Origin of the sequence: Mesorhizobium sp. M0296, assembly GCF_040321675.1 — a bacterium.
GTDB lineage: Bacteria > Pseudomonadota > Alphaproteobacteria > Rhizobiales > Rhizobiaceae > Mesorhizobium.
The window spans coordinates 79,126-105,586 of the sequence record NZ_JAMYRZ010000022.1; the positions used below are offsets into that span (position 1 = coordinate 79,126).

Annotated in this window: 28 protein-coding genes; 20 read left to right on the plus strand and 8 right to left on the minus strand. The window is 61.3% G+C overall.

Translation table 11 applies throughout. The features are described 5' to 3' along the window. Positions 1 to 2: 2 nt before the first annotated feature. A complete protein-coding gene (locus tag NKI97_RS21195; RefSeq protein ID WP_352836414.1) occupies positions 3 to 689 on the plus strand; it encodes an SEL1-like repeat protein in 687 nt (228 codons plus the stop codon). On the opposite strand, the gene NKI97_RS21200 is transcribed toward NKI97_RS21195, so the two are convergent. Continuing rightward, the gene (locus NKI97_RS21200) at positions 686 to 1,090 is read right to left on the minus strand and encodes a metalloregulator ArsR/SmtB family transcription factor (RefSeq protein ID WP_352450059.1); all 405 of its coding nucleotides are present in this window, start codon (positions 1,088 to 1,090) and stop codon (positions 686 to 688) included. The two genes, NKI97_RS21195 and NKI97_RS21200, sit on opposite strands and share 4 nt — an antisense overlap. 186 nt (positions 1,091 to 1,276) lie before the next feature. On the opposite strand from NKI97_RS21200, the gene NKI97_RS21205 reads away from it, so the two are divergent. The 8 genes from NKI97_RS21205 (at position 1,277) to NKI97_RS21240 (ending at position 10,478) form a co-directional block, all read left to right on the plus strand. Next, on the plus strand, positions 1,277 to 2,233 hold the full coding sequence (locus tag NKI97_RS21205; protein ID WP_352705109.1) for an acyl-CoA desaturase: 957 nt from the start codon (positions 1,277 to 1,279) through the stop codon (positions 2,231 to 2,233). Between the two features lie 132 nt (positions 2,234 to 2,365). Then, positions 2,366 to 2,962, plus strand: a complete 597-nt coding sequence (locus NKI97_RS21210; protein ID WP_352450057.1) for a LysE family translocator — start codon at positions 2,366 to 2,368, stop codon at positions 2,960 to 2,962. A 168-nt stretch (positions 2,963 to 3,130) separates the two neighbouring features. Continuing rightward, positions 3,131 to 4,378, plus strand: a complete 1,248-nt coding sequence (locus tag NKI97_RS21215) for an efflux RND transporter periplasmic adaptor subunit (protein ID WP_352450056.1) — start codon at positions 3,131 to 3,133, stop codon at positions 4,376 to 4,378. Beyond that, entirely contained in the window at positions 4,375 to 7,533 is a 3,159-nt protein-coding gene (locus NKI97_RS21220; RefSeq protein WP_352836418.1) for an efflux RND transporter permease subunit, read from the plus strand. Before NKI97_RS21215 ends, NKI97_RS21220 begins: the two co-directional genes overlap by 4 nt. A gap of 56 nt (positions 7,534 to 7,589) precedes the next feature. Continuing rightward, positions 7,590 to 8,195 carry a nitrile hydratase subunit alpha gene (gene nthA, locus NKI97_RS21225; protein ID WP_352570421.1) on the plus strand — a complete coding sequence of 202 codons (606 nt, stop codon included), beginning with the start codon at positions 7,590 to 7,592 and terminating at the stop codon, positions 8,193 to 8,195. After that, a complete protein-coding gene (gene nthB / locus NKI97_RS21230; RefSeq protein ID WP_352680213.1) occupies positions 8,192 to 8,851 on the plus strand; it encodes a nitrile hydratase subunit beta in 660 nt (219 codons plus the stop codon). Before nthA ends, nthB begins: the two co-directional genes overlap by 4 nt. Positions 8,852 to 8,870: 19 nt before the next feature. Beyond that, positions 8,871 to 9,203: a nitrile hydratase accessory protein gene (locus NKI97_RS21235; protein ID WP_156937343.1), complete on the plus strand. Its 333-nt coding sequence runs from the start codon at positions 8,871 to 8,873 to the stop codon at positions 9,201 to 9,203. A gap of 147 nt (positions 9,204 to 9,350) precedes the next feature. Then, positions 9,351 to 10,478, plus strand: coding sequence for an ATP-dependent DNA helicase (locus NKI97_RS21240; RefSeq protein WP_352745234.1), 1,128 nt, complete (start codon positions 9,351 to 9,353; stop codon positions 10,476 to 10,478). A gap of 19 nt (positions 10,479 to 10,497) precedes the next feature. Here the strand turns inward: NKI97_RS21240 and NKI97_RS21245 are convergent, their stop codons facing one another. Continuing rightward, positions 10,498 to 10,902 carry a SpoIIAA family protein gene (locus NKI97_RS21245; protein ID WP_352450052.1) on the minus strand — a complete coding sequence of 135 codons (405 nt, stop codon included), beginning with the start codon at positions 10,900 to 10,902 and terminating at the stop codon, positions 10,498 to 10,500. Positions 10,903 to 11,017: 115 nt separating this feature from the next. Between NKI97_RS21245 and NKI97_RS21250 the strand changes: the two genes are divergently transcribed. From NKI97_RS21250 to NKI97_RS21260, 3 genes are all read left to right on the plus strand, one after another. Further along, positions 11,018 to 11,758, plus strand: a complete 741-nt coding sequence (locus NKI97_RS21250; RefSeq protein WP_352471639.1) for a pyridoxine 5'-phosphate synthase — start codon at positions 11,018 to 11,020, stop codon at positions 11,756 to 11,758. Between the two features lie 96 nt (positions 11,759 to 11,854). Further along, entirely contained in the window at positions 11,855 to 13,768 is a 1,914-nt protein-coding gene (locus tag NKI97_RS21255) for a potassium transporter Kup (protein ID WP_352450050.1), read from the plus strand. 158 nt (positions 13,769 to 13,926) lie between these two features. Continuing rightward, a complete protein-coding gene (locus NKI97_RS21260; protein ID WP_352450049.1) occupies positions 13,927 to 15,846 on the plus strand; it encodes a potassium transporter Kup in 1,920 nt (639 codons plus the stop codon). A gap of 41 nt (positions 15,847 to 15,887) precedes the next feature. Here NKI97_RS21260 and NKI97_RS21265 read toward each other — a convergent pair whose 3' ends face one another. Continuing rightward, positions 15,888 to 16,778: an SDR family oxidoreductase gene (locus tag NKI97_RS21265; RefSeq protein WP_352450048.1), complete on the minus strand. Its 891-nt coding sequence runs from the start codon at positions 16,776 to 16,778 to the stop codon at positions 15,888 to 15,890. Between the two features lie 136 nt (positions 16,779 to 16,914). On the opposite strand from NKI97_RS21265, the gene NKI97_RS21270 reads away from it, so the two are divergent. Next, on the plus strand, positions 16,915 to 17,325 hold the full coding sequence (locus tag NKI97_RS21270) for a winged helix-turn-helix transcriptional regulator (RefSeq protein ID WP_352450047.1): 411 nt from the start codon (positions 16,915 to 16,917) through the stop codon (positions 17,323 to 17,325). Between the two features lie 54 nt (positions 17,326 to 17,379). Here NKI97_RS21270 and NKI97_RS21275 read toward each other — a convergent pair whose 3' ends face one another. Together NKI97_RS21275 and NKI97_RS21280 are read right to left on the minus strand one after the other, a co-directional pair. Continuing rightward, positions 17,380 to 18,105 (minus strand): glutathione S-transferase family protein, encoded by a 726-nt coding sequence (locus tag NKI97_RS21275; RefSeq protein ID WP_352836421.1) that lies wholly within the window; start codon positions 18,103 to 18,105, stop codon positions 17,380 to 17,382. Position 18,106: 1 nt separating this feature from the next. After that, on the minus strand, positions 18,107 to 18,412 hold the full coding sequence (locus NKI97_RS21280) for a Rieske (2Fe-2S) protein (protein ID WP_352742393.1): 306 nt from the start codon (positions 18,410 to 18,412) through the stop codon (positions 18,107 to 18,109). A gap of 96 nt (positions 18,413 to 18,508) precedes the next feature. Between NKI97_RS21280 and NKI97_RS21285 the strand changes: the two genes are divergently transcribed. Beyond that, complete coding sequence (locus tag NKI97_RS21285; protein WP_352742391.1) at positions 18,509 to 18,961, plus strand: MarR family winged helix-turn-helix transcriptional regulator; 453 nt, start codon at positions 18,509 to 18,511, stop codon at positions 18,959 to 18,961. A gap of 37 nt (positions 18,962 to 18,998) precedes the next feature. On the opposite strand, the gene NKI97_RS21290 is transcribed toward NKI97_RS21285, so the two are convergent. Then, a complete protein-coding gene (locus NKI97_RS21290; protein ID WP_352450045.1) occupies positions 18,999 to 19,427 on the minus strand; it encodes an anthrone oxygenase family protein in 429 nt (142 codons plus the stop codon). Between the two features lie 153 nt (positions 19,428 to 19,580). Here NKI97_RS21290 and NKI97_RS21295 point away from each other — a divergent pair, with 153 nt between their 5' ends. The 5 genes from NKI97_RS21295 to NKI97_RS21315 all read left to right on the plus strand — a co-directional run bounded on the left by NKI97_RS21295 (position 19,581) and on the right by NKI97_RS21315 (position 24,258). Further along, positions 19,581 to 20,234, plus strand: a complete 654-nt coding sequence (locus tag NKI97_RS21295) for a TetR/AcrR family transcriptional regulator (protein ID WP_352456491.1) — start codon at positions 19,581 to 19,583, stop codon at positions 20,232 to 20,234. A 135-nt stretch (positions 20,235 to 20,369) separates the two neighbouring features. Continuing rightward, on the plus strand, positions 20,370 to 21,389 hold the full coding sequence (gene ilvC, locus NKI97_RS21300; protein WP_352450043.1) for a ketol-acid reductoisomerase: 1,020 nt from the start codon (positions 20,370 to 20,372) through the stop codon (positions 21,387 to 21,389). Positions 21,390 to 21,645: 256 nt separating this feature from the next. Further along, positions 21,646 to 22,623, plus strand: coding sequence for a DUF3592 domain-containing protein (locus NKI97_RS21305; RefSeq protein WP_352836424.1), 978 nt, complete (start codon positions 21,646 to 21,648; stop codon positions 22,621 to 22,623). A gap of 501 nt (positions 22,624 to 23,124) precedes the next feature. Next, a complete protein-coding gene (locus NKI97_RS21310) occupies positions 23,125 to 23,646 on the plus strand; it encodes a hypothetical protein (RefSeq protein WP_352742387.1) in 522 nt (173 codons plus the stop codon). Positions 23,647 to 23,997: 351 nt separating this feature from the next. Continuing rightward, on the plus strand, positions 23,998 to 24,258 hold the full coding sequence (locus NKI97_RS21315; protein ID WP_352836427.1) for a hypothetical protein: 261 nt from the start codon (positions 23,998 to 24,000) through the stop codon (positions 24,256 to 24,258). 10 nt (positions 24,259 to 24,268) lie between these two features. Here the strand turns inward: NKI97_RS21315 and NKI97_RS21320 are convergent, their stop codons facing one another. Both NKI97_RS21320 and NKI97_RS21325 read right to left on the minus strand, forming a co-directional pair. Further along, positions 24,269 to 24,553: a PilZ domain-containing protein gene (locus NKI97_RS21320; RefSeq protein ID WP_352680286.1), complete on the minus strand. Its 285-nt coding sequence runs from the start codon at positions 24,551 to 24,553 to the stop codon at positions 24,269 to 24,271. A gap of 175 nt (positions 24,554 to 24,728) precedes the next feature. Continuing rightward, complete coding sequence (locus NKI97_RS21325) at positions 24,729 to 25,313, minus strand: BA14K family protein (RefSeq protein ID WP_352450039.1); 585 nt, start codon at positions 25,311 to 25,313, stop codon at positions 24,729 to 24,731. Positions 25,314 to 25,500: 187 nt separating this feature from the next. Here NKI97_RS21325 and NKI97_RS21330 point away from each other — a divergent pair. Continuing rightward, the coding region (locus tag NKI97_RS21330) for an endonuclease/exonuclease/phosphatase family protein (RefSeq protein ID WP_352836430.1) at positions 25,501 to 26,461 on the plus strand (961 nt) is incomplete at its 3' end.

The following is a 26,461-nucleotide window of genomic DNA, read 5'->3' on the forward strand; positions in this document are numbered from 1 at the left end:
TCATGATGCTCGCGGCGGCAATTCTAGCAGGCGCCGGCGCAATCGTTCTTGCGGTCACGACGGCGGCGGCCAGCCAGGAGCCGGTATTCGACAAGTCAGTGCTGCCGAAATTGTTTGAAGAAATCGACCGCAGGGGCACACCGAGCTATTATTTCCAACAATGCCCGGCCGATATTTGGCGCAGGGCGTCGGGCGTCGATGACGCGCTCTTTTCCACGCCGGGAATAGATTACCAAGGTTGTGAGAAAGACGTCTTGGCCTGTGCCAAGCGGTGTTTCGACGGACGCAGGGGCGAAGCCTGTTTCGAGACGGCCAGGGTCATCCAGGAGCACTCGCCAGAAGACAAGCAATGGACCGAGGAGATGTTCGCCCAGGCCTGCGCTATTGGCAGTATCGGCGGCTGCACAAATCGCGGCGCGGGAATTCTCTTGGGTCGGCTTGGGCTAAACAAACCGCTTGCCGCCGGTAGTGCCAATGAATCTTGCCCTTATCGCACATTCAAGCTGAGCTGCAATGAGGGCGATGCCTGGGGTTGCACCATGTATGGCAGCGCCCTTCAGCATGGTGAAGGCGTCTCTGTGGACGAAGCCGAGGCGATGGCCGCTTACAAAAAGTCTTGCGAGATCGCTATGGAATTTGACGCCTGCCGATACGCCAAGGCGCTCATGAAAACGATGCAAAGCCGCTAGGGCTTTTCAGATTTGCGCAAGTGCGATCTTTGCGCTGCCTCGCCTCGACCAAGTACTTTGCTTTCTCTCTTGATAGGGCGCGATACCGGGCAGACATCCTGAACAAATCCATTCAGCGTGTTCACAAGATTGTTCTGGACCAGAGAGTAGTGGATGAACTGTCCGTGCCGCTCCTTGGCGATGAGCCCGGCCGTCTCGAGAATGCTCAAATGCTGCGAGATCGACGGTTTCGACATCTCGAAGCGCGCCGCGATCTCGCCCGCCGTTAGGGAAGAGTGCGCAAGATAGGCGAGGATCTTGCGCCGGGGCGCTGAAGATAGCGCTTCAAACACGCGCTGTATCGCGCCATTTGCGTGAGCAGCCGTTTCGGCATCCGCTGCGTGCTCTGCATCTTCGATCACTGTCTGCCACCTTGTGATGCCGAGGCGTTGGCTGCGCCTCGGTCCGCTTTTCTCATTTTAATTTAGACTATTGCCTAAATACCTAATTAGTAGTAGTAGACGATTAGCTTACTGCCTAAGTAACGAAAGACGCGCCAGAAGGCAAGCCTGTGGTCCGGAAATGTTCATGCAGGAGGAGGGGTACCGATGAAAACCATATCCACGGGCAGAATGATTTCCCAACAGGACAGTGACGCCGAAGACGGCAAAGTCGTGTGGGTGCCGGCAAAGTCGATCTGGGTCGGGGCGATGACGATAGCCGCCATTGTGTTGGGACCGATGACATTTAGCTGGAGTGCCTTCGCCTTATTCGTTGCGACAACGGCGGCGACAATCTGCGCCGGACACTCGGTGGGGATGCACCGTCTGCTCATCCACCGGTCGTTCAAGGTTCATATCTGGGTCGAGCATGCGCTGGTCTACCTTGGCGTGCTCGTCGGCATGGCCGGTCCTTTTGGGATGATCTATGCTCACGATATTCGTGACTGGGCTCAGCGCCAGACCGCATGTCACGATCTCCATGCCCATCGTCGGCCATTTTTCACCGATGCCTTCTGGCAGATGCATTGCGCGGTCGCTTTGCGCAATCCACCCACCTTCGTCATCGAACCCTCGATCAGGAATGACCGGTTCTACAAGTTCGTCGAACGCACCTGGATGCTGCAACAACTGCCCTGGGCGATCCTCTTTTTCGCACTTGGCGGCTGGGATTGGGTGGTATGGGGAATCGCGGTGCGCGTTTCAGTGTCGCTTACCGGGCATTGGTTGGTTGGGCATTTTGCGCACCGGGATGGGGAGCAAGGATGGCGCGTCGACGACGTTGCCGTGCAAGGATACAATTTGCCGCGTTTCGGGCTGGTAACGTTCGGCGAGAGTTTCCACGGCAACCATCACGCGTTTCCCGAGTCTGCACGGCTTGGTCTGGAACACGGACAGATCGATCTCGGCTGGCTATTCATTCAGGTTCTGGCGATCCTGGGTCTGGCGCACAGCGTCAAGATTCCGGAGAATACGCCGAGACGCAAAGGGCTGCGACGCGTGCGCCGTCAGCGCGAAACTGCCCCGGATTCAGATCTATGGTCGGTGCAGCCCTACCGCAGATAGATGTTCTCAGCGGATATTGGCCTAAGATATGAAGGAACGCTTGGGGCGCGTGGACCAACGAATTGCATTTGCACTCAGCATTTCATCGATTTAAGTCAGTATTTTAGTATTATTGATCTTTGCGATTCCTCCATGACATTCGACGCATTCTTCGCCCTGCTGGTTTATGCCTTCGTGACCTCGATCACGCCGGGTCCGAACAATTTCATGCTTTTGGCCTCGGGCGTGAATTTCGGCTTGGTCAAGACCGTGCCACACATGCTCGGCATCGGCATCGGCTTCCTCGTGCTGTTGCTTGCCGTAGGCTTCGGGCTTGGCGCCGTGTTGACGGCCTTTCCGGTCCTGCATACCGGGTTGAAGATCGCCGGCGGCCTCTACCTGCTTTATCTCGCCTGGAAGATCGCCATGTCGCGCTCGCTCGGCGGCGAAGGCGAGGCGAAGGGCCAGCCGATGCGCTTCATCGAGGCTGCGGCTTTCCAGTGGGTCAATCCCAAGGCCTGGGTGATGGCGATTACAGCCATGGCCGTCTATACCAATCCGGAACGCCCGTTTGTGTCGGTGGTGCTGATCGGAGCCGCTTTCGCCGTCGTCATGCTGCCGAGCATTTCGACCTGGGCCGGTTTCGGCATGGCGCTGCGCGGCTTTCTGGCGGATGCGGTGCGGCTCAAATGGTTCAACATCGCCATGGGTGTGATGCTTGCGGCGACGCTGTGGCCGATGCTGCGTTAGCTGCCGTTCTATTGTGCACTGCACATTAAATCTTCGTAATGACGGGTTTTGGCCCTTTTTCGCCGTCGGCATCCTCTATTATCTGGCAAAAGCGCGGCAAGAGGCTGCGAGTTGAGCTAGACTACGGCCACCGGATAGCGGCGTGTCGGATCGAGAGGTCTTTTGTCGATGCGCGGAAAGATCGTATTAGCGGTGATCGCTGCAGCCTGCGTTGCCGCGGCGTGGCTCTATCTTTCGCCCAGCGCAATGAGCGGTCTTCAGCAGATGCTGTCGGCGAAGCAGACGGCGACGGCGGACAAGCCCGCTGCAGCGGCAAATGCCGCGCGTACGACTTCGGTGGTTGCCGCCACCGCTACGACGGCCGATTTCCCGGTCCGGCGCTATGCCATCGGCTTTGTGTCCTCTCCAGCCGTGGTCAGCATCAACGCGCGGGTCTCGAGCCAGATCGTCGCAATCGCGGTCAAGGACGGACAGATGGTGAAGGCCGGCGACCTTCTTTTCTCGCTGGACGATCGCTCGTTGAAGGCGCAACTGGCACGCGATCAGGCGACGCTCGCGAAAGACCAGGCGCTGCTTGCCAGCGCCACGGCCGATCTTCAGCGCGCCAAAAATCTCGTCGCCAGGCAGGCCGGAACACAGCAGACCTACGATCAGGCCGTCGCGGCGCAGAAATCCGCCGCGGCCACCGTCGACGCCGACAAGGCAACGATCGATGCGGACCAAATCCAGCTTGGCTTCGCCACGATCAGGGCGCCGATCTCCGGCAGGCTTGGCGCAGTCAGCGTCGCCGTCGGCGATCTCGTCACCACCAGCAACGGCAGCAGCACGTCGACTCCACTGGTGACGATCACGCAGGTCGACCCGCTGCAGGTGAACTTCAATCTCCCCGAAAGCGATCTTGCCTTGCTGCACAAGGCGCTGGCAGCGCCGCAGCAAGGTGCGGTGACGCTGACCAAGGACGGCGACCCGAAGCAGATCGGCAAGGGAACGCTGGATTTCGTCGATTCCAGCGTAGACACGGCGTCCGGCACGATCGCAACGCGGGCCAGTGTGCCCAACGCCGATCTTTCGCTATGGCCGGGCCAATACGTCAACGTCGTGCTCGATGCCGGCATCATGCCACAAATGACCTCCGTTCCGACGGTCGCCGTCCAGCCCAGCCAGAAGGGCCCGTTCGTCTATGTGATCAAGCCGGACAACACCGTTGAAATGCGGCCCGTGCAGGTCGCGCTGACAGAAGGCACCAACACCGCAATTAGCCAAGGATTGAAAAGCGGCGAGCGTGTCGTCGTCGAGGGTCAGACCAAACTGAAGAACGGCGCGGCGGTGCGCGAAGGCAAGGCTTCGACCGGCACCGGCGATCAGGCGGCTCCGAAGGTTGCCGAGGCTGACCGGACAGCCGGAACACAGCCATGATTTCCGAATTCTGCATCCGCAGGCCCGTCGCCACGCTGCTCATGTCGTTCGCTCTGGTTCTGGGCGGGCTATTTGCTTACAAATTCCTGCCGGTGGCGGCACTGCCAAGCGCCGAATTTCCGGTGGTCAACGTCTCGGCCTCGCTGCCCGGGGCCTCGCCGGAAACCATGGCGACCTCGGTGGCAACGCCGCTCATCAAGCAGTTTGCCACCATCGCCGGCATCGATTCGATTTCGACGACCAACTCGCTCGGCTCGACCTCGATCGCCATTCAGTTCGTGCTCAACCGCGACATAGACGCCGCCGCGGCCGACGTGCAGGCAGCGATCGCACGCACGCAACGACAATTGCCGCCGGAGATGACCAGCCCGCCGAGCTATCGCAAGGTCAATCCAGCCGACGCGCCGATCCTGCTGATGTCGCTGGTCAGCGACACCATTCCGCTGACCGATCTCGATGCCTTTGCCGAGAATGTGATTTCGCCATCGCTGTCGACGATCGATGGCGTTGCGCAGGTTTCGATCTACGGTCAGCAGAAATATGCCGTGCGCGTCCAGATCGATCCGACGGCGCTCGCCGCACGGGGCATCTCGATCGACCAGCTGCAGACGGCCATTGCCTCGGCCAACAGCAACACGCCGCTCGGCGTGCTCAAGAACAACAAACAGCAGCTGACGATCACCGCGAACACGCAGCTGACCGATGCGGCGGGATTCTCCAACATCATCATCGCCACCAAGAACGGCCATCCGGTGCGGCTCGGCGAGGTGACCCGCGTCATCGATTCGGTCGAGACCACGACGACGGCAAGCTGGTATGACGGCACGCGCGCCATCATCATGGCGGTGCAGCGCCAGCCGGATGCCAATACCGTCGACGTCGTCGACCGCGTCAAGGCGATGCTACCTTCCTTCGACGATCAGATGCCGGCAGCGGCGAGCATCCAGTTGCTCAACGACCGCTCGACATCGATCCGCGAGGCGGTCGATGACGTGCAGTTCACGCTGCTGCTCACCATCGCGCTGGTGGTGATGGTGATCTTCCTGTTCCTGCGCCGGGTAACGGCGACGGTCATCCCGGCTGTGGCGGTGCCGATTTCGCTCATCGCCACGCTAGGCGTGATGTACCTGTTCGGCTTTTCCATCGACAACGTCTCATTGATGGGGCTGACATTGGCGGTCGGCCTTGTCGTCGACGATGCCATCGTCATGCTGGAAAATATTTTCCGCCATATGGAGGAGGACGGGCTCTCGGCCCTCGAGGCGTCACTCAAGGGCGCGCGCGAGATCGGCTTCACCATCATCTCGATCTCGATCTCGCTGGTCGCCGTGTTCATTCCGGTGCTTTTGATGGGCGGCGTGATCGGGCGCATCTTCAACGAATTCGCGGTGGTGGTGACGGTCGCCATCCTGGCGTCGATGTTCGTCTCGCTGACGCTGACGCCGATGCTGTGCTCGCGGCTGTTGTCATTATCGAAAGCCGAGCAGAAAGCAGCGCACGGTGAAGGCCATAGACAAAACGTCTTCATGCGGGGCTATGACAGGCTGCTGACATTCTGCCTGCGCCACAATTTCCTTGTCTTCCTTGTCTTCCTCGTGACCGCCGGGCTGTCGGTGTGGCTGATCCAGATTTCGCCGAAGGGCTTCTTCCCGCAGGAGGATATCGGCCAGGTCTCGGTGACGACCATCGCGCGCCAGGACATTTCGTTTGACGCGATGGTGAAGCTGCAGGGGCAAGTGGCGGATGTCTTCACCCATTCGCCCTACGTCGCGCATGTCGGCTGGTCGGCGGGCAGTGGAAACAATGCGCTCAACCAGGGCCAGCTGTTTGTGCAGCTGAAAGACAAGGACCACCGACCGAACATCGACAAGGTGCTTACGGACCTGCGGCGCCAGCTGGCCAATGTGCCCGGCATCGAAACCTACATGCAGCCGGTGCAGAACCTGCGGCTCGGCGCGCGTTCTTCGGCGAGTGCCTACCAGCTTGCCGTTCAGGGCCTCGATACCGGCCTGACGAACGTCTGGGCGCAGAGGCTGACGGACGCGATGGCTGCCGATCATGCCGCCTTCACCGACGTCACCAATGACCTGCAGAACAACGCGCTACAGGCGACGCTGGTGATCGACCGCGACAAGGCGGCGAACCTCGGCGTCGATACCGACACGCTGCGCTCCAGTCTCTACGGCGGTTTCGGCACCCAGCAGGTGTCGACCATCTTCGGTTCGGCCGACAGCTACGACGTGATCATGGAGCTCGATCCGAAGATCGAGTGGTCGCCCGAGCGGATGCTGGCCATCAAGGTGAGAACGGCGAGCGGCAGCCTAGTGCCGCTCGGTGCGTTCGCCCGCGTCGATCGGACCGCCGGTGCTTTGACCGTCAACCAGCTCGGCCAACTTCCGGCAGTGACCATCTCCTACAATCTGCCGCAAGGCGTGGCCCTCGGCGACAGCGTGAGCCACATCAACGCGCTGAAGGACAAGATCGGCATGCCGCCGACGATCTCGACCGCCTTCTCGGGCACGGCCAAGACGTTCCAGGATTCGCTTTCCAACCAGGGGCTGCTGATCGGCGGCGCGATTCTGACCATCTATATCGTTCTCGGCATGCTCTATGAGAGCTTCATCCACCCGCTCACCATCCTGACCGGGCTTCCATCGGCGGTGCTCGGCGCGCTGGTGGCACTGCGGCTGGCGGGGATGGATCTGTCGGTGATCGCGGTGATCGGCATCCTGATGCTGATCGGCATCGTCAAGAAGAACGGCATCATGATGATCGACGTGGCGCTGGAACTCAGGCGCGAGGGGATGTCGCCCGTCGAATCCATCCACAAGGCCTGCCTGATGCGCTTTCGGCCGATCATGATGACCACGCTTGCCGCGCTGATGGGTACCATCCCGATCGCGCTCGGCACCGGCGCCAGCGCGGAATTGCGCCAGCCTCTCGGCGTGGCGGTGGTCGGCGGTCTTGTCGCCTCGCAGGCACTGACGCTGTTCGTCACACCCGTCATTTACGTCTACATGGAGCATTTTTCCGGCTGGCTGGTCAGGCTGTGGGCGCGGCGCCGGGGCGAGCCGAGCCCGGTCGAAGCGGTCGACCAGCCGTCACTGTTCGACGAGGAGGAAGAACCGGTGCCGCAAAAGGCGGCAGCCGAATAGCGCTGGCCCAAGCCGTGGTGCTTGCGGCCGGAGGTCCGCGATCGTAATTTGACGCCATGCCGCACAATCACGACCACGACAACGAGCTTGATCCCTTTGCGGCGCGGGTGCGCGCGCTGGAGACGATTCTCACCCGCAAAGGCCTGATCGATCCGGCGGCGATCGATGTTATCGTCGACACCTATGAGACTAAGATCGGGCCGCGCAACGGCGCAAAGGTGGTGGCGAAGGCCTGGGTTGATCCCGGGTTTGCCGCATGGCTGAAGCGTGATGCGACGGCGGCAATCGAATCGCTCGGCTACACCGGCCGGCAAGGCGAGCACATGCAGGCGGTGTTCAACACGGCCGACACGCACAACCTCGTCGTCTGCACGCTATGCTCCTGCTATCCGTGGTCGGTGCTCGGCCTGCCGCCGGTCTGGTACAAGGCGCCGCCCTACCGTTCGCGCGCAGTGATCGATCCGCGCGGCGTGCTCGAGGAATTCGGTCTGACCTTGCCGGCGAGGACGACAATCCGGGTGTGGGATTCGACCGCCGAGCTGCGCTATCTGGTGGTGCCGATGCGCCCCCGGGGTACGGAGGGCTGGGATGAGGCACGGCTCGCCGATCTGGTGACGCGCGATGCCATGATCGGCACCGCGTTGGCGCGGGAGCCGGCATGAACGGGCCGCAGGATCTCGGCGGCCAGATGGGTTTCGGGCCGGTCGCGCCCGAACCGGACGAACCCTATTTCCATGCCGATTGGGAAAGGCGGGCGCTGGGCGTGACGTTGTGCGCCGGCGCCATGGGCGCCTGGACCATCGACGAGAGTCGGCACGCGCGAGAATCGCTGCATCCAGCGGATTATTATGCCTCCAGCTACTACCAGATATGGATCAAGGCGCTGGAGGTGCTGCTCAAACGCCATGGTTTCGTCAGCGACCGCGACCTGGCTACGGGCGACGCAGTCGACCCGGCAGCGACACCCAAACGGGTGCTGAAGGCTAAGGACGTTCCGGCGGTGCTGGCCAAGGGCGGGCACTGCGACCGGCCTGTCGCCGTGCCTGCGCGGTTCAAGGCGGGCGACCCCGTGCGAACCAGGAACTTTCATCCGACCGGCCACACCAGACTGCCGCGCTATGCACGCGGCAAGCGAGGTGTCGTCGAGGCTGTGCGCGACGGCTTTGTCTTTCCCGACACCAATGCGCACGGCCAGGGCGAAAACCCGCAATGGGTCTATACGGTGGCCTTCACCGGCGGCGAAATCTGGGGCGAGGGCGCCGATCCGACACTCGTCGTGTCGATCGATGCCTGGGAGAGCTACCTTGAGCCGGCGTGAGACGGGCTCAGTCGCCGCCATGCTGCCCGCCGGTGTCGAGGCGCCTGTGTTTGCCGAGCCGTGGCAAGCAGAGGCCTTTGCCATGACGGTAGCACTGCACGACAACGGGCTGTTTTCGTGGAGCGAATGGGCGGATGCTTTGTCGGCAGAGGTGAAGCGGCCGGGCGCCGCGCGCGACGGTCACGATTACTACGAGCACTGGCTGGCAGCGCTGGAAAAGCTGCTTTTGGCCAAGGGCGTTGCCGGAAAGCGCGACGTCGATGCGCTCGCCGCTGCCTGGGAACGCGCCGCGCATGCAACGCCGCATGGCAAGCCGATCCAGCTGGAGAACGATCCACAGCGGGCCGGGTAAGCTGCGGTCGCCTGGCCTTGTTCTCTTTACGTTCCTGTTCGTCACTGATAGCCTGACCCTGTCGCAGCGGCGTGATTGCCGGCGATGAAAATTGATGGTGACGGCAGTCACCTTGTCTTTCCCTCGCGAATCCGGTCTGTCGCGCTGATGGAATTCTCCCCTCAACAGGACGAAGCGCTGAAGGCGGTGGCCGGCTGGCTGAAAGCCGGCAAGCCGCAGCTGTTCCGGCTGTTCGGCTATGCCGGCACCGGTAAGACGACGCTGGCGCGCTATTTCGCCGAGCATGTCGACGGCCAGGTGCAGTTCGCCGCGTTTACGGGTAAGGCGGCGCAGGTGCTGCGTTCCAAGGGCGCGGTCAATGCCCGCACCATCCATTCGCTGATCTACCGGCCGAAGGGCGAAGAATCGGTAGCGGACGAGGTAACCGGCAAGACATCGATGTCGCCGACATTTTCGCTCAACCGGCAGAGCCCGATCTCGCGCGCCAAGCTCGTCGTCATCGACGAATGCTCAATGGTCGACGAGCAACTCGGCCGTGACCTGATGAGCTTCGGCACGCCGATCCTGGTGCTCGGCGATCCCGGCCAGTTGCCGCCAATTTCCGGCGGCGGCTTCTTCACGGACCATGAGCCGGACATTCTGCTCACCGAAATCCATCGCCAGGCGCGAGACAACCCGATCATCCGGCTTGCGCTTGACGTGCGCGAGGGCCGCGAGTTCATGCGCGGCGACTATGGCGCGGCGCAGGTGATCGGCAAGGAAGACGTCACCCAGGAACTGGTGCTGAAGGCGGACCAGGTGCTGGTCGGTACCAACCGCACGCGCCGCCGTTATAACCAGCGGCTGCGCGAGCTGAAGGGGTTCAACGCCAATTATCCGCAAGCCGGCGACAAGCTGGTCTGTCTGCGCAACGATCCGGCCAAGGGACTGCTCAACGGCTCGCTGTGGAAGGTGATGACCTCGTCGCGCGAGACGGTCAAGCCCGGCATCAATCTGCTGGTCTCACCGGAGGAAGATGACCCGGATCGCGGCGTCGCCAAGATCAAGCTGCTCAAGGCCGCATTCGAGGATCCCGACGCCGACATTCCCTGGCAGCAGAAGAAGCGCTTCGACGATTTCGATTACGGTTACGCGCTGACCGTGCACAAGGCGCAAGGGTCGCAGTGGAACGAGATCGTGCTTTTCGACGAAAGCTGGGCATTCAAGGAAACTCGCCAGCGTTGGCTCTACACCGCGATCACGCGCGCGGCCGAACGGTTGACGATCGTCCGATAGGGCTGTCAGGTCCGTCGTATCAGCGCTGGGCGATCGGTCTGGCGTCAAGCCATTCCCAGGCGGCGGCTTCGTCCTTGGCCTCGAAATGCCGGAGTTCGATAGGCAAAGAGGCAGGCAAAAAGGCTCTTGCCTCCGGTATCCAGTTCGGCTCACCGATCGCCGCGCAGCGGCCGATATGCTCCACGGCATGAGCTATGCCCTGTTCGATCGTCTCGTCCGATACGTCGGCCCAGTCGACACCCTCATGGTCGATCAGGCGCACCAGCACGTCGATCTTCGGATGCAGCGCATAGGCCGCCTCCAGCAATCCGAACAGGTTTTCGGCGTCAGCCGCTGCGACATGGCCGACGACATCGATGGCGAAAAGATCTTCGCGATCGGTGTCGATGCGGCGAACCGCCGGCACGGCCTCGAGAAAATTCAACAGGGAACTCCTTGGGCTCGATTTTCTTCGCACACCTTGGAACACCTGAAACCCTCTGTCTGTTCCCGTTAAAGGCGGTATAGATGCGCGCCAAGATCAGCCTGGAGCCGTGCAAATGCCTGCAAAGCTTTCCGTCAACCTTAATGCGATCGCCATGCTGCGCAACCGACGCGACCTGCCGTGGCCAAGCGTGACCGGGCTTGGACGCATCGCGCTTGCTGCCGGCGCGCATGGGCTGACGGTGCACCCGCGACCCGACGAGCGGCACACCAGGCATTCCGATCTGCCTGAGATCAGGGCGCTGATCGACGACGAGTTCCCGAATGCGGAATTCAACATCGAGGGCTATCCGACCGAGGAGTTCCTGGCGCTTGTGGAAAAGCACCAGCCGGAGCAGGTGACGCTGGTGCCCGACGACCCGGCGCAGGCGACTTCCGACCATGGCTGGAACTTCGCCGCCGAGGCTGCGTTTCTGACACCGGTCGTCAAGCGCCTGAAGAAGGGAGGCTTTCGCGTATCGCTGTTTTCCGATCCGGACCCCGCTGGCGTGAACGCCGCTCGCGACACCGGCGCCGACCGGATCGAACTCTATACGGGTCCATATGGCAGCTATCATTCCGATTCGGCAAAAGCGGCGAAGGAATTGGAGAAATTGGGAAAAACGGCGGATGCCGCACTGGCTGCAGGGCTCCAGGTCAATGCCGGGCACGACCTTGTGGTGAGCAATTTGCCGGCGCTGGCCAGGCGCATCCCGGCATTGGCCGAAGTGTCGATCGGACATGGGTTGACAGCCGATGCGTTGGAGTATGGCATGGCCGCAACGGTCAGGCGGTTTCTGAAGGCTTGTGGCTGGTAGAGAAAGGCGAGCCGATAGGCCATGCGTTCCCGGCACGGCAGCGCGTCCTTTCCATCCCGCAGCATAGAGCGCCGCACGTCTATGGGAGTGTCGTCCATGGCCCTTGCCCACGCTGGTAGCGAGGCAGAACCCATCGAACAATCCAGCCACTCCAAGGCCGAGCAGCACAGCACCAGAGTTTTGATGCTGGGCGCGTTGGGCGTGGTTTACGGCGATATCGGCACGAGCCCAATCTACGCGTTTCGGGAAGCGCTGCACGCATCGTCGGGACCGGTAGCGCGCAACGACGTCCTTGGCGTGCTGTCGCTTATCGTCTGGGCGCTGACGATCATCGTCACGATAAAGTACGTCGCTTTCGTGCTCAGAGCCGACAACAAGGGTGAGGGCGGCACGCTGTCGCTGATGGCGCTTGCGCGCAACGCTTATCCAAAGGGAGCCCGGTTCATTCTGGGGATCGGACTTTGCGGCGCGGCGCTGTTTTTCGGCGACGCCATCATAACGCCGGCCATCTCCGTGCTTTCGGCGGTCGAGGGCCTGGAAGTGGTGACCCCGACGCTGGAAACTTATGTTGTTCCGATCACGCTGATCATCCTGGCAATACTTTTTGCCGTGCAACGCTTTGGCACCGGCAGGGTGGCGGCCGTGTTCGGACCGGTGACGGCAGCGTGGTTCCTGGCGATCGGCGCCGCCGGGGTCTACCATCTGCTGGACGACCCGTCGGTCCTGCTGGCGATCAATCCCTATTACGCGGTCGCTTATCTGGCCAATACGCCCACCGGTGCGTTCGTCACGGTCGGGGCGGTGTTCCTGGCGGTCACCGGGGCCGAAGCCCTTTATGTCGATCTCGGCCATTTCGGCCGCAGGCCGATCGTGCTGGCGTGGTTCTCCGTGGTGTTCCCTTGTCTGCTCCTCAACTATTTCGGACAAGGCGCGTTCGTTCTGGCCAACGGCGGCAAACCCACCAATCCATTCTTCCAGATGCTGCCGGATTGGGCGCTAATGCCCATGGTTGGGCTGGCCACGGCAGCGACGGTGATCGCAAGTCAGGCGGTGATCTCCGGCGCTTTCTCGCTGACGCGGCAGGCGGTGCAGCTCAATCTGCTGCCACGTATCGAGGTGCAGCATACTTCCGAGATGCAGTCCGGCCAGATCTACATGCCGCGGGTCAATCTGGTGGTCGCGCTGGGCGTGATGTTGCTGGTGGTCGGCTTTGGCAGCTCGAGTTCGCTGGCTTCCGCATATGGCATTTCGGTGACTGGCGAAATGCTGATGACAACCATCCTGCTGTTCGTGGTGATGCGGTTCCGGTGGAAATGGCAGCTTGCACTGGCAGCCGCGCTCACACTGCTGTTCGGCACGATCGATACCGGATTTTTCCTCGCAAACGTCGTTAAGATCCTCGAAGGCGGGTGGGTGTCGATCACGGTCGCTTGCGGCATGGGGCTGATCATGTCCACATGGATACGCGGCACCCGCTATTTGTTCGACAAGACGCGCCGGAACGAGATCCCGCTGGATTTCCTCGCCGGCAATCTGCTGAAGAAGAAGCCGCATCTGGTGTCGGGCACCGCGGTGTTCCTGACCAGCGACCCGCTGAGCGCGCCGACGGCGCTGATGCACAGCCTCAAGCACTACAAGGTGCTGCACGAGCAGAACGTCATCCTTTCGGTGGTGACGGCGCCGCAGCCTGTCGTGCCCGACAGCGAGCGCGTCAAGATGGAGACCGTCAACGAGCTGTTCATGCGGGTGACGCTGACCTTCGGCTATATGGAGCAGCCCAATATCCCGCGTGCGCTGGCGATCTGCCGCAAGCAGGGCTGGAAGTTCGACATCATGACGACGTCCTTCTTCCTGTCGCGGCGCTCACTCAAGGCGTCGCCCAATTCCGGCATGCCGGTCTGGCAGGACAAGCTGTTCATCGGGCTGGCGCGCTCGGCGGCCGATGCAACGGAATATTTCCAGATCCCGACCGGACGGGTGGTCGAGATCGGGACGCAGGTGGCTATTTAAAAACGTGTCCGTTGCGACATTCCAGGTGGTCTGCCGATCGGACTGAGTCTGCCAAGTCGTGGAGGACTCGCAATATCGGGACGGAGCCATTACGTCACGGCACTTGATATTGCAGCGCAGCAAGCGTAGAGCACCGCCCGCTTACCGGAGTGTCGTCCATGGCCCTTACCAATGCTGGTAACGAGGCAGAACCTGTCGAACAATCCAGCCATTCTGAGGTCGAGCAGCACAGCACCAAGGTGCTGATGCTGGGCGCGCTCGGCGTGGTTTACGGCGATATCGGTACCAGCCCGATCTATGCATTTCGCGAGGCGTTGCATGCATCGGCCGGTGGCAACGTCGCCAACCGTGGCGACATCCTCGGCGTGTTATCGCTGATCATCTGGTCGCTGACGATCACCGTCACCATCAAATACATCATGTTCGTGCTCCGCGCCGACAATCGAGGCGAGGGCGGGGTGCTGTCGCTGATGGCGCTGGCGCGCAACAGTTTCCCGACGCGCTCGGCGGTGATCCTCGGCATCGGCATCGTCGGCGCGGCGCTTTTTTTCGGCGACGCAGTCATTACGCCGGCGATCTCGGTGCTATCGGCGGTCGAAGGTATGAATGTCGTCACGCCGACATTCCAGCCCTATGTGGTGCCGCTGACACTGGCCATCCTGGCGATCCTGTTTGCGGTACAGCGATTCGGCACCGGCGGCGTAGGTTTGGTGTTCGGGCCAGTCACGGCTCTGTGGTTCCTGGCCATCGGCCTTTCCGGCATTAACCACATCATCGCCGATCCGGAAATCCTGCTGGCGATCAGCCCGCATTACATCGTGTCGTTCCTGGTCAACTCGCCCGATGTCGCGTTCGTCACGGTTGGTGCGGTCTTCCTCGCCGTCACCGGCGCCGAGGCGCTCTATGCCGACCTCGGCCATTTCGGCCGCAAGCCGATCGTACTCGCCTGGCTGGCAATCGTGTTCCCTTGTCTGTTGCTCAACTATGTCGGGCAAGGCGCCTTCGTGCTGGCAAATGGCGGCGTTGTCGGTCATCCATTCTTCGAGATGAACCAGGGCTGGACGCTTATTCCGATGGTCGTGCTGGCGACGGCGGCGACCGTCATCGCCAGCCAGGCGGTGATCTCCGGCGCTTTTTCGCTGACCAGACAGGCGGTGCAGCTCAATATGCTGCCGCGTTTCGTTATCCAGCATACGTCGGAAAAACAGTCGGGCCAGATCTATCTGCCGCGCATCAACCTGATGCTGGCGCTGGTGGTGATGTTGCTGGTGGTCGGCTTCGGCGAATCCAGCCGCCTGGCCTCGGCCTACGGTATTTCGGTGACCGGCAACATGCTGGTGACGAATGTGCTGCTTTTTGTTGTGATGACGCGCATCTGGAAATGGCCGCTCGGCGTCGCGATCGCCTTGATGGCCGTGTTCGCCTTCGTCGATACCGGCTTCTTTGCCGCCAACATAGTCAAGGTGTTTGAAGGTGGCTGGGCATCGCTTGCCATCGCCGCAGTTATCGTGATGACTATGTGGACCTGGATCCGCGGCAGCCGCTATTTGTTCGACAAGACGCGCCGGAACGAGATCCCGCTCGATTTCCTTGCCGGCAATCTGCTGAAGAAGAAACCGCATCTGGTGTCGGGCACCGCGGTGTTCCTGACCAGCGACCCGCTGAGCGCGCCGACCGCGCTGATGCACAGCCTGAAGCACTACAAGGTGCTGCACGAGCAGAACGTCATCCTTTCGGTGGTGACGGCACCGCAGCCGGTTGTGCCCGACAGCGAGCGCGTCAAGATGGAAATGGTCAACGAGCTGTTCATGCGGGTGACGCTGACCTTCGGCTACATGGAGCAGCCCAACATCCCGCGTGCGCTGGCGATCTGCCGCAAACAGGGCTGGAAGTTCGACATCATGACGACCTCCTTCTTCCTGTCGCGGCGCTCTCTCAAGGCCTCGCCCAATTCCGGCATGCCGGTCTGGCAGGACAAGCTGTTCATCGGGCTGGCGCGCACGGCGGCCGATGCGACGGAATATTTCCAGATCCCGACCGGACGGGTGGTCGAGATCGGGACGCAGGTGGCTATCTGAACAAATGGCCGTGCCCTTTGAGGGCACGGCCATTGTGAGGCTCAGCTCACCAGAGCCGCCTTGTTTGCTTCAAGAAATTGCTTCAGCGGCTGCGGCTTCCTGCCGGACAGCGTCTCGACCGCGTCGGTCACCATGCCGATCCGGCCGGAGCGGGTGTTGGTGTCGAAGGAAACGATGACAGGCGCAAAAGCTTCGGGAACGCCGGCTGCCTTCAATCCCTCGGTCAGCGCTTCATCCGAAAGCTGGACGACTTCGATCGGGTTGCCGGTGACCTCGGTGACGAGGGCCGCAATCTCGGCCATCGTGTGGGCCTTGGGGCCAGTCAGTGTGTATGTCGTGCTTTCGGTTGCACTCGAAGCGAGGCCGGCGGCGATTGCCGCGGCCATATCGTCGCGCGCGCCGTGTGCAATGCGGCCGTCTCCAGCGGATGTGTACCAGTGCCCCGAGGCGATGGCGTGCGGCAGCGCCATGAACAGGTTCTCCTGATACCAGCCGTTGCGGAAGATGGTGTAGGGGATACCGCTCGCCTTGATCGCCTGCTCGGTGCCGTGGTGATCGGGCGCAAACAGTACCGGCGATCCTGGCTCCGGATTGGGCATCGACGTGTAGAGCAGATGCGAAACGCCGGCGCTTTTTGCGGCGGCGACCGCGGCCTCATGTTGCTTCAGGCGCTTGCCCGGAACGGCGAGCTCGTTTGTCGAAATGATCAGAACCCTGTCGGCGCCGGTAAATGCACTGGCCAACGACGCGGTGTCGTCGAAGTCAACTGCCCGGATGGTGACGCCTCGGGCTGCCAGATCGGCCAGATTTTCCGGATTGCGGGTGGCGGCGATGATGCGCTGAGGGGAGACCTTGAGCGTGTCAAGAAGATGATTGATGACGCCGCGGCCAAGCTGGCCGGAGGCGCCGGTGACGAGAAGGGTGTCGGTCATGAGATGTCCTGACGTTGCGCCGGAGCGGCGGGTGCATATGTTAGTCTCAAAAAGAGACCAACACTAAAATAGGAATTGACCCATCCTCGTAAAGAAGGCAGTTTTGCGGGAGGTAGGCACATCCAGGGAACCAGCCATGGACGGCAAGATCGTCAATCTGAGATCGAAGCTCGAGATATACAAAGCAGGCAGCGGTGGCGGAAACCTTGCGGATTGCCCGGTTCGCGACGTGATCCAGGGCATAAGCAATAAATGGAGTTCACTGCTGATGGAGGCCTTGGCCGAGAAGCCGTACCGGTTCGGCGAATTGCGGCGGCTGGTGCCCGATATTTCACAGCGAATGCTCACCCAGACGCTGCACGATCTGCAGCGCGACGGCTATGTGCATCGCCAGGTGTTTCCGACCAAACCGCCGAGCGTCGAATACAGCCTCACCGATCTCGGGCGCTCGATGTTTGGACCCTTGCATCAGCTGATCCAATGGGCCGAGCTCAATCACGGCGCTGTACGCGAGGCGCGGAAGATTTTCGATGCTGCCGAGGGCTGAGCCTCAAGGCCGAGACAGCGGCTTCCATGGTTACAGGAACGGTGCTCAATCCATTCAAGCCGATCGGGCTTGCGGAAGCGCTGTGGCCGGATCGTTTTGGCGGATGATTTCCGAAAGGTGCGAACCCTTAGCCTGCAAGAATGCGTGGAGGCGTTCCGGATAATCGGGAGCGACCGCGTCCTTCACGGATGGGCGTTCGTGCAATGCCTTGCGCCAGGCCTGGATATGCGGTTTTCCGTCCAGGATGCCGAAATCGCCGATCCGGTCAAAGACCTCGAAATAACGGAAAATCGGCCCGTAGACCGCGTCGAGCAGTGAAAAGCGCTCGCCGTCGAACCGTGGCCCAGCCGCGCCGTTCGCCAGTTCCACGTCCAGGCGATCGAACATTGCTGCCAGAGCCCCGCGTTCGGCGATGAAGGCGGCTTCGGTGAGTGCTGAATAGAAGCGGCCGATGGCATTGAGGATTGCCGAGCCGAACTCGATCCAGGCGCGATGCCGGGCACGGGCATAGGGGTCGGTGGGATGCAGCGGATTGGGCTGGGTTTCCTCGAGGAATTCGAGGATGACGAGCGATTCGAAGATCACCGTTTCCTGGCCGTCATGCTTAACGCGGAGCAGCGGCACCTTGCCGAGCGGCGATATCGCCTTGAACCAGGCAGGCTTGTTGGCGAGATCGACCGTGATGCGCTCGAATGGCACGTCCTTTTCGCGAAGTGAAATCGCCGCGCGCTGCACATAGGGACAAAGATGGTGGCTGACGAGGATGAGCTTGTCGATCATCTCACTCTCCCCAGACATAGTTCAAAGCGCCGTCCTCGACGCGGGTGGAGAGGAACATCAGGCGGGAGCCCTTCGGCGCCGGGCCTTCGAGGCGATCACCGTTGGCCATGTCGAACGAGGCGCCGTGCCACTGGCAGACGAGCTTGCCGTCCTTGCAGCCGAGCGGGCCACCGAAATGCAGGCAGACGTTGGCGGCGGCGCGGATACGCTCGCCGCTGCGGTAGACATGGACCTCGCGGCCGAAGAACGGAGCGATCAGGCTGCCTGTTTCCGGAATGTCGGCAATCCTGCAGATTTCATGCTTCATCGGAATTGCCTCTCATGATTGATGCGATTGCATTTATATAGATGCATTTGCATCGATCGTCTTGATGCAATTGCATCTATCGCCTACGATGCAATCATGACCGGGATTCCTTCACCTCCAGCCATCAAGGCCTGGGCCCGCCTGATGCGGGTTTCGCGCCAGTTGTTGGAACGAGCCGAGGACGCGCTGAAGGACAGTGGCCTGCCGCCGCTTGCCTGGTACGACGTCCTGCATGAGCTTGCCGAGGCGGGCGAGGGCGGATTGCGGCCGTTCCAACTCACCGAGCGCACTCTGTTTGCGCAGTACAACATCTCCCGGCTGCTGGCGCGGCTCGAAGCCGACGGGCAGGTCGAGAAGCTTCCAGTTGCCGATGACGGCCGCGGGCAAACAGTCCGCGTCACAGAAAAGGGACGCGAGACGCGCCGCCGCATGTGGGCTGTCTACGGCCGGTCGATCGCGGAGTTGGTCGGCTCCCGGCTTTCCAATGATGAGCTCGACGCGCTGTCAGCTCTGCTTGGGCGCCTGCGAGGTCCGCCCGCCCTGGAGTGACACGCCTTCATGACGAAGATGGCACCGATTGGCGAGGTCAGGCACTGCCCAAGAGGAATGCCAACGTCGCCAGAACGCCAAGCCCGACGCGGACCAGATGCAGATTGCCCCATTTGGCGATCAATGTCCGAGCTTCAGGATTGACGGAGTTCGCGTCCATCGCCTCCAGCAACCTATTTGCCGGCATCATCACCAGCAGCGTCCATGGCCAAGGCAGGATGATCAGCACGGCGCCGGCCAGATGAGCGAGATTGCCGGTCAGCCACCAGGCGACGAGGCCCAGAATACAGGCGATGACGGCGATCGAGGCCTGCATGGCGGCGCCGCGCTTGTAGGAAGGCTGCCATTCCTGCAGCAATGCCTTGTCATCGAGGCGAAGCCGCGCCGGCTGTTCGGCGACGCTGACGTAGATAGCCGCGCCAGCGAACACTGCGGCAACGGTCAAGGCAAGCAATCCGGCGAGCATGATCCGTGTCTCCCGTGATGCCCCGCATGGAGCAAATAGAAATAAAGGCTTGCGTCGGGTCGGGCAATACGCCATAAAGCCGAACCGTAACGTACGGTACGCCATCGAGCTCGTATCTGAACTGCGGGTGAGTTTGCCTCCTGAGGAAAAACTGTGTTGCACGCTGTGACCGACATCGACACCAGCGAGGCGCTGACGGAGCGGCAGAAGGACGTGCTCGACGCCGCCCTTCGCCTGCTGGTCGAAGAGGGCGATCAGTTGACCATGACCGCCGTGGCGCGGCGGGCGAGCTGCTCGAAGGAGACGCTCTACAAATGGTTCGGCGATCGCGACGGGCTGTTGACGGCAACGGTACAATGGCAGGCGTCCAAGGTGCGGGTAGTGCCGGTCGACCGCAAGGGGCTCGACCTCCCTTCGCTGACGGCGAGCCTCGAACGCTTCGCTTCGGACTGGCTCAAGGTAATTTCGAGCGACACCTCGATCGCGCTGAACAGGGTGGCGGTCGGCCATGCTAGTTCGGGGAAGGACGATCTCGGCGCCATCGTGCTGGAGAACGGTCGATTTGCGCTGGCCAAGCGCCTCAAGCCGGTGCTGGAGGCCGGGAGACAGGCCGGGTTCCTTGAATTTTCGGACGCGGAGACAGCGTTCCGCACCTTTTTCGGGCTGGTCGCCCGTGACGTGCAGATCCGCTTGCTGCTTGGCGACCGGCTGGAATTGACTGATGTGGCGATCGGCGGCGATGCCGTCCGGGCGACGCAGCAGTTTCTCGCTCTTTTCGGGGCAAAAACCGGGCCGCAGGGCCCATAGAGCCGGATGATTTCAGGTCGAATCGACCTGAAATCTGAATCCGGCTCTACACTAAAAGATGGAGCATGATGTCGTCCGAAAACCGCTTCACACTTTTCGGCATCATGCTCTGGTTCAAAACGGGAAGGAAGAAAAATGCGTGTCTATTACGATCGCGACGCCGATCTCAACCTGATCAAGGGCAAGAAGGTCGCTATCATCGGCTATGGCAGCCAGGGCAGGGCGCATGCGCTCAACCTCAAGGATTCCGGCGTCAAGGACATCGCCATCGGCCTCAAGGCCGGCTCGGCGACCGCCAAGAAGGTCGAGGCCGACGGGCTCAAGGTGATGAGCGTAGCCGATGCCGCCAAATGGGCCGACCTGATGATGATGGCGACGCCGGATGAGCTGCAGGCCGACATCTACAAATCCGAGATCGCGCCAAACATCCGCGATGGCGCGGCAATCGCCTTCGCCCACGGCCTCAACGTGCATTTTGGCCTGATCGAGCCTAAGGCTTCGGTCGACGTTGTGATGATCGCGCCGAAGGGGCCTGGCCATACGGTGCGCGGCGAATACCAGAAGGGCGGTGGCGTACCGTGCCTGGTCGCGGTCAACCAGGACGCTTCGGGCAATGCGCTCGACCTGGCGCTCTCCTACGCCTGCGGCGTTGGCGGCGGCCGCTCGGGCATTATCGAGACCAATTTCCGCGAGGAGTGCGAGACCGACCTGTTCGGCGAGCAGGTGGTGCTGTGCGGCGGCCTGGTCGAATTGATCCGCGCCGGCTTCGAGACACTGGTGGAAGCCGGCTACGCGCCGGAAATGGCCTATTTCGAGTGCCTGCACGAGGTCAAATTGATCGTCGACCTGATCTATGAAGGCGGCATTTCCAACATGAACTACTCGATCTCGAACACCGCCGAATGGGGCGAATATGTTTCGGGCCCGCGCATCATCACCGCCGAGACCAAGGCCGAGATGAAGCGCGTGCTGAAGGATATCCAGACCGGCAAGTTCACCTCGGAATGGATGCAGGAATACCGCGCCGGCATGTCGCGCTTCAAGGGCATCCGCCGCAACAACGACAGCCACCAGATCGAGGAAGTCGGCGCCAAGCTGCGCGCGATGATGCCGTGGATTTCGAAGAACAAGCTGGTTGATAAGGCCAAGAACTGAAGGAAATCCACGTTCGTTTCGTTACCCGTCCTCGGGCTTCGCCCTGCGGGCGCGTGGGAATTTCCATGAACAAGCTGGTCGACAAAGCCAAGACCTGATCGCAATTTCATTGCCGATCAAGAAAGGCCGGCGGAGCGATCCGCCGGCCTTTCGCATCAAGATTGTGTGGTTTCCAGGCTTCTGGACAGGCGCACTATCATCATCACCGTGATATGCCTGTGCGGGGCATAGCACAAAAGTGCCAAGGGGGTGAGAGTTGGAACTCGAATTTCTGTTGGTCGGGTTTGCCTGCGCGGTTGCCGGCATGCTCTCCCTCGTCACCTTGCTGAAGTGGTTGGAGGTGAGGGCGGTCAGCCGCTGGTCTCCGACGCCGGGAAAGATCATCTCGTCGCGGGTCGAGGCTCGCGAGGTGACCAGTTCGGGATCCGGCTCGGACAGCAGAGGGTCGACCGACATCCGCAACTTCCCGGCAATCACCTTCGAATACAAAGTGAACGGCAAGACATTTCGCAGTTCGCACTACAGCGTGCAGGAGAACCTTGGAAACTTTGCCGTGGCGGAAACCCTTGCGAAATTTCCAAACGGGGCCGGCGTAACCGTCTTCTACAATCCGGCCGATCCAGCCAAGGCCGTGATCGAACGCACCATGCCCGATGGCTCCTTCAAGTTCATGGTCCAGCTTTCGGCCGGGCTGGTGGTCGGCGCGCTTGTATTGGTCTTCTCCGTCGGCGGCGTCCTCGAAGCGATCCGGCCGTTTTTGCCCAGGCCGCAGAACCTCGGCGCCGCGGCCCTGCTGCTTTTCATGGGATTGTTTGTCTTGCGCATGGGCTTTGCCCAGAAGTCACTTGCGGAACAGGCGGCCAAATGGCCGATCACGGCAGGACGCATCGATGCTTCAGGCCTGCAGAAATTCGAGACCCGCGACAGGTCCGGAGGCGGCTATCGGCCCTGGCGAACAGTCTTCAAATCCCGCATCGTCTACAGCTATAGCGTCGCCGGCCAGCGCTACGCCGCCGATCGCATCGCTTTCGGCGCAAACGTGACGGCTTCGCTGCCGAGCCTCGTCAGCGGTCAATCACAGCGCTATCTTCAGGGCGACAGGGTTGAGGTCCACTACGATCCCGACAACCCAGTTGCAGCGGTTCTCGAATGCAGGGTGAGCGGGCTTTGGCTCCTGTGGGTCTGCGCCGTTGGCTTGATAGGTGGAGCCGCGCTGCTTGTCGGGGTGATCTAATGCTGAAGCTGCCGTCCTAGACGCTGTAGATCCAGAGGAAGAGGACACTTGTCGTCAGCATCTGACAAGAACTCCGCTGTCGAAGCCAGGCCATGTCAATCTCACCGTCGCCCCGTCGACCACAATATGGATGACACGGGAGAACGGCTCTTCGGCCGACGGGTCGGATCCGTAGCATTGGCTGGCCCGCGCCACCCAGCCCGTGGGCGTCTTGAGGAACGTTGCGTGTTCGCAGCCGAGAGCAGGGACCGACAGCGCGTCGCGGTATAATGTGTAGACAGTCTGGCGTTGAACATCCGCAACGCCGGTACAGTTCGATCTGTTCCCGGACCATGTGCCCACATAGGGTTCCGTGGCAAAGGCGCTGCCGCACGAAAATGTTAAGATCGAAATGAGCATCAAGAGATTTCGCATCATCGATTCTTCTTTTCGACGTGGCCTTGGGCCATGCTAAAGCATCGATGCTCAGACTTCACAATGATGCTGCTCCAAGGGACTTAAATGATCATCCACAAAGCAGCAGCTATTTTTCTGAGCATGCTGAGCCTGTTGCAAGCAGCGAACGCAACAGAATGTTCGCTCAGCCATGCGACCTATCGCGAGCCGCGTTCGGGAGCGACGATACAGTTCCGGCCAACCAACAACGAGCCGGCCGCGCTGACGACCGAGGTCTTTTCGTTGATCGTTCCCAACACCGACATTCGTCTGCCGTCGGACATTACCTGGACCAATGGCAAGTACTCGTTTCCTGTGGGCACGATCCGGCACACCTGCACCGACGACGATCGTGAGGCTGGTCTCGAGGACGGCAACGGGCTGTGCAGAGTGTGGGATGGGCAGGTCTATGCGTTCAATGCAGGCGGTGCCGAGCAGTTGAGTTCCCGTGAAGCCTCGCCGGCACCGGCAGGGTTGCTGTTGCCTGACTTCGGCGCGATTTTTACCGAATGGCCCGATTTCGCCAAAGCCAATCCCGACGGTTCAGCCTGGGACGCTTTTAGTTTGACGGGTTGTAGCGATGAATAGCAAGAGACTGCCGGCCTGCATCTTCGCCCTGCCGGTCCTTATTGCCATGGCAACCGGCGCTCGTGCCGACCAAAGCAAGCCGTCGCGTCCGCCTGTCGACAAATGCGCTTGGGAACGGCTGGCGGACAGGGATGTCGGGCTGGCTGCCTGGGTGCAGCGTTGCGATTTCGGTTTTCGCCGGATTCATTTCGAGCTTGGCGGCAATGCTCTTGCCATCAAATACAGCGACGGCGGGCCGGCCGATCCCGTCGTCGAAGTCTTCGATATGCTGCCTGGCGAGGCCGCCGATGCTGCGTTGCAGCGCATTTTTACGGAAAAGACCGAGAAGCCATCAGCACACGTTGCGTGCTCATGCCTTACACCGAAGGGGCGACGCCCGCGCGCATCCTCCGGTATGTTTTCAGTCCCGATGCCGCCTATCGTGAGGAATTGAAGACCGTCGCCAACCCTGACGAGGTCGTACCGCCTTGCGGCGAATGGGGCGAAGCCCCGGACGGCATTCAGTATTTCGAGGTGCAATCACCCGAACTGCGAAAGCTTCTATTCGTTCGCGTCGGCCAGGATGAGCCGCTGTTTGACGAGCAGACACTGCGAGTCCTGCCACCCGGATAGCGCCGGGATCTCAGCCGTAGTGCCAACTGGGCTTTGGTTCGGTACCGGTGAACATCACGCCGATACGATCCTCGCGGCGCCAGCGGACCACGGCCTTGTAGGCAATGCCGTCGGTCGGAACATAGAGCAGGAACTCATCGGGCACGCGCGCGTCGATCGAGACCTTCAATTCGGCGCCGCCGGCATGCATGTTGCGCAGCGTGCATGTGACCTCGGAATTGCTCACGCCGGTCAGGATCGTCGCGCCCTTCAAGACGCGCTGCCGGCGTTTGTCCCTCTGTTCGTCCTCGGCCATCGCACGCAATCCAGCCATTTTTCGCGTCTCGGGCGTTCTGATCGGGAGGATTATTAGACCTGCCTGATAAAAATAGCGTTATCAGCAGTCGGGACTGGGCGATGTTCGCGGTTCCTGGCTGGAAGAAAAAGGCGCCGCGAAGCACGGCGCCGAATGATGCTTGTTGTCGGCCTGCTTACCTATAGGGCGAGTAGCATTGCTGGCGCGGCCCGTAATAGGGCTGGAAGGTATTGTCCCAGGCGCGGTACGACCGGTAGCGATTGTAACACCATTGGACATGTGCACTGGAAAGCCGCCCTGCGCGATAATAGCGGCGCGGTGGCGGCGCGTCGTAGTAGTTGTAGCTGTTGTACAGGCTGCCAAGGCCGAGCCCCAGGCCCAAGCCAAGAATCGCGGCACCCGCACCATCATCATAGTAGCCGCCGCGGTAATGGCGGCGATGGTGGCGCCAGCGCCAGCTGTCGTCCCAGCCGCCATTGTCCCAGTGTCTCGAAAAATGACGGCCGCGGAAATTGTGGGACCGCCATCTCCAATCGTCGCCGCCGTGCCATTGCCGAAAGCCGTGGTTGCGCCAACGCCATATCTGCCTGTCGTTGCCGCCGGCCCAATCTTCACGAATTTGCACGATGTCGGCGGCATTGCCCGCCACCGGCAGCAGAGGTTTGGGCATCGGCCCGGCAAGCGACGGGGCCGAGAGGCCGGCGATCAGACCGAGGGCCATCAGCCCGGATCTGGCGGAAGATAAAAAGAGCGGTTTCATCGCACTCTCCGAAGATTCAGGCCCCACGCCCAGAATACCCCGGGGAAGGGCCTATTGATGGAACTTTCCATCTGAACGGAAGATGAACAAAAAGGTTCCGTCAACCATAGGGCGCGCGCGATCAATCAGAGCCACCTGATTTCTGCGCCCTTGTTTTCGGGCGCGCTTGCGGGCAAAGGTCAAAGCCATGTCGCTGCGTCTTGCCACCTTCAACGTCGAAAACCTGATGAACAGGTTTGATTATTCCGGATACCGCAATCAGCTCAACGAAGATCGCACGCTGGCGCTTTTCGACATCCAGAGCGAGGCCGAATACAAGATGCTCGAGCAGGCGCGGGCCATCGCCCAGTCCGACGACACGCGGCAGTTGACGGCGCTGGCGATCGCGGCCACCCGCGCCGACATCATCTGCATGCAGGAGGTCGACAATATCGAGGCGCTGAGGGCCTTCGAATATGGCTATCTGTTCAAGATGGTGGGGCAAGGCTACCGGCAGAAATACACCACCGCCGGCAATGATTCGCGCGGCATCGACGTCGCCGTGATGATGCGCAACGAGACCGCGCAGGGCCAGCCAATCGAATTCGTGCGCATGACCAGCTACGCCTATGTCACGTTCGAGCAATTCGGCCTGCACACGGCGGAATTGGCAGCGCTTGGGCATCAGGCCAATGAGCGCATCTTCCGGCGCGACTGCCTGGAAATCGATCTGACGGTGGCTGGCGCGCCGTTGACGCTCTACCTCGTGCATTTCAAGTCGATGGGCTCGCCCCGCAACGGCCTCGACGGCCGTGAAGCGACAATGCCGCTGCGCATCGCCGAAGCTCAAGCAGTGCGCCGGATCATCGAGGAGCGCTTCGGCAAGGACCATGCCGCCGACAAGCGCTGGGCAATCTGCGGCGATATGAACGACTACCGGCAGCGCGTGAAGATTACCGGCGATGCCGTCGACGGCTACCGTTTCGAGGTCATCGACGAGAGCCGGTCCTGCATCGATGTGCTCACTGCCGGCGGCTTTTGTGAAAACGCGGTCGAGCGGCGGCCGGAAATGGACCGCTGGACTTTCTACCACACACGCGGACCGGAAGAGCGGCATCTCTGCCAGCTCGACTACATCCTCAGTCTAATAAACACATCATACGCTGCCG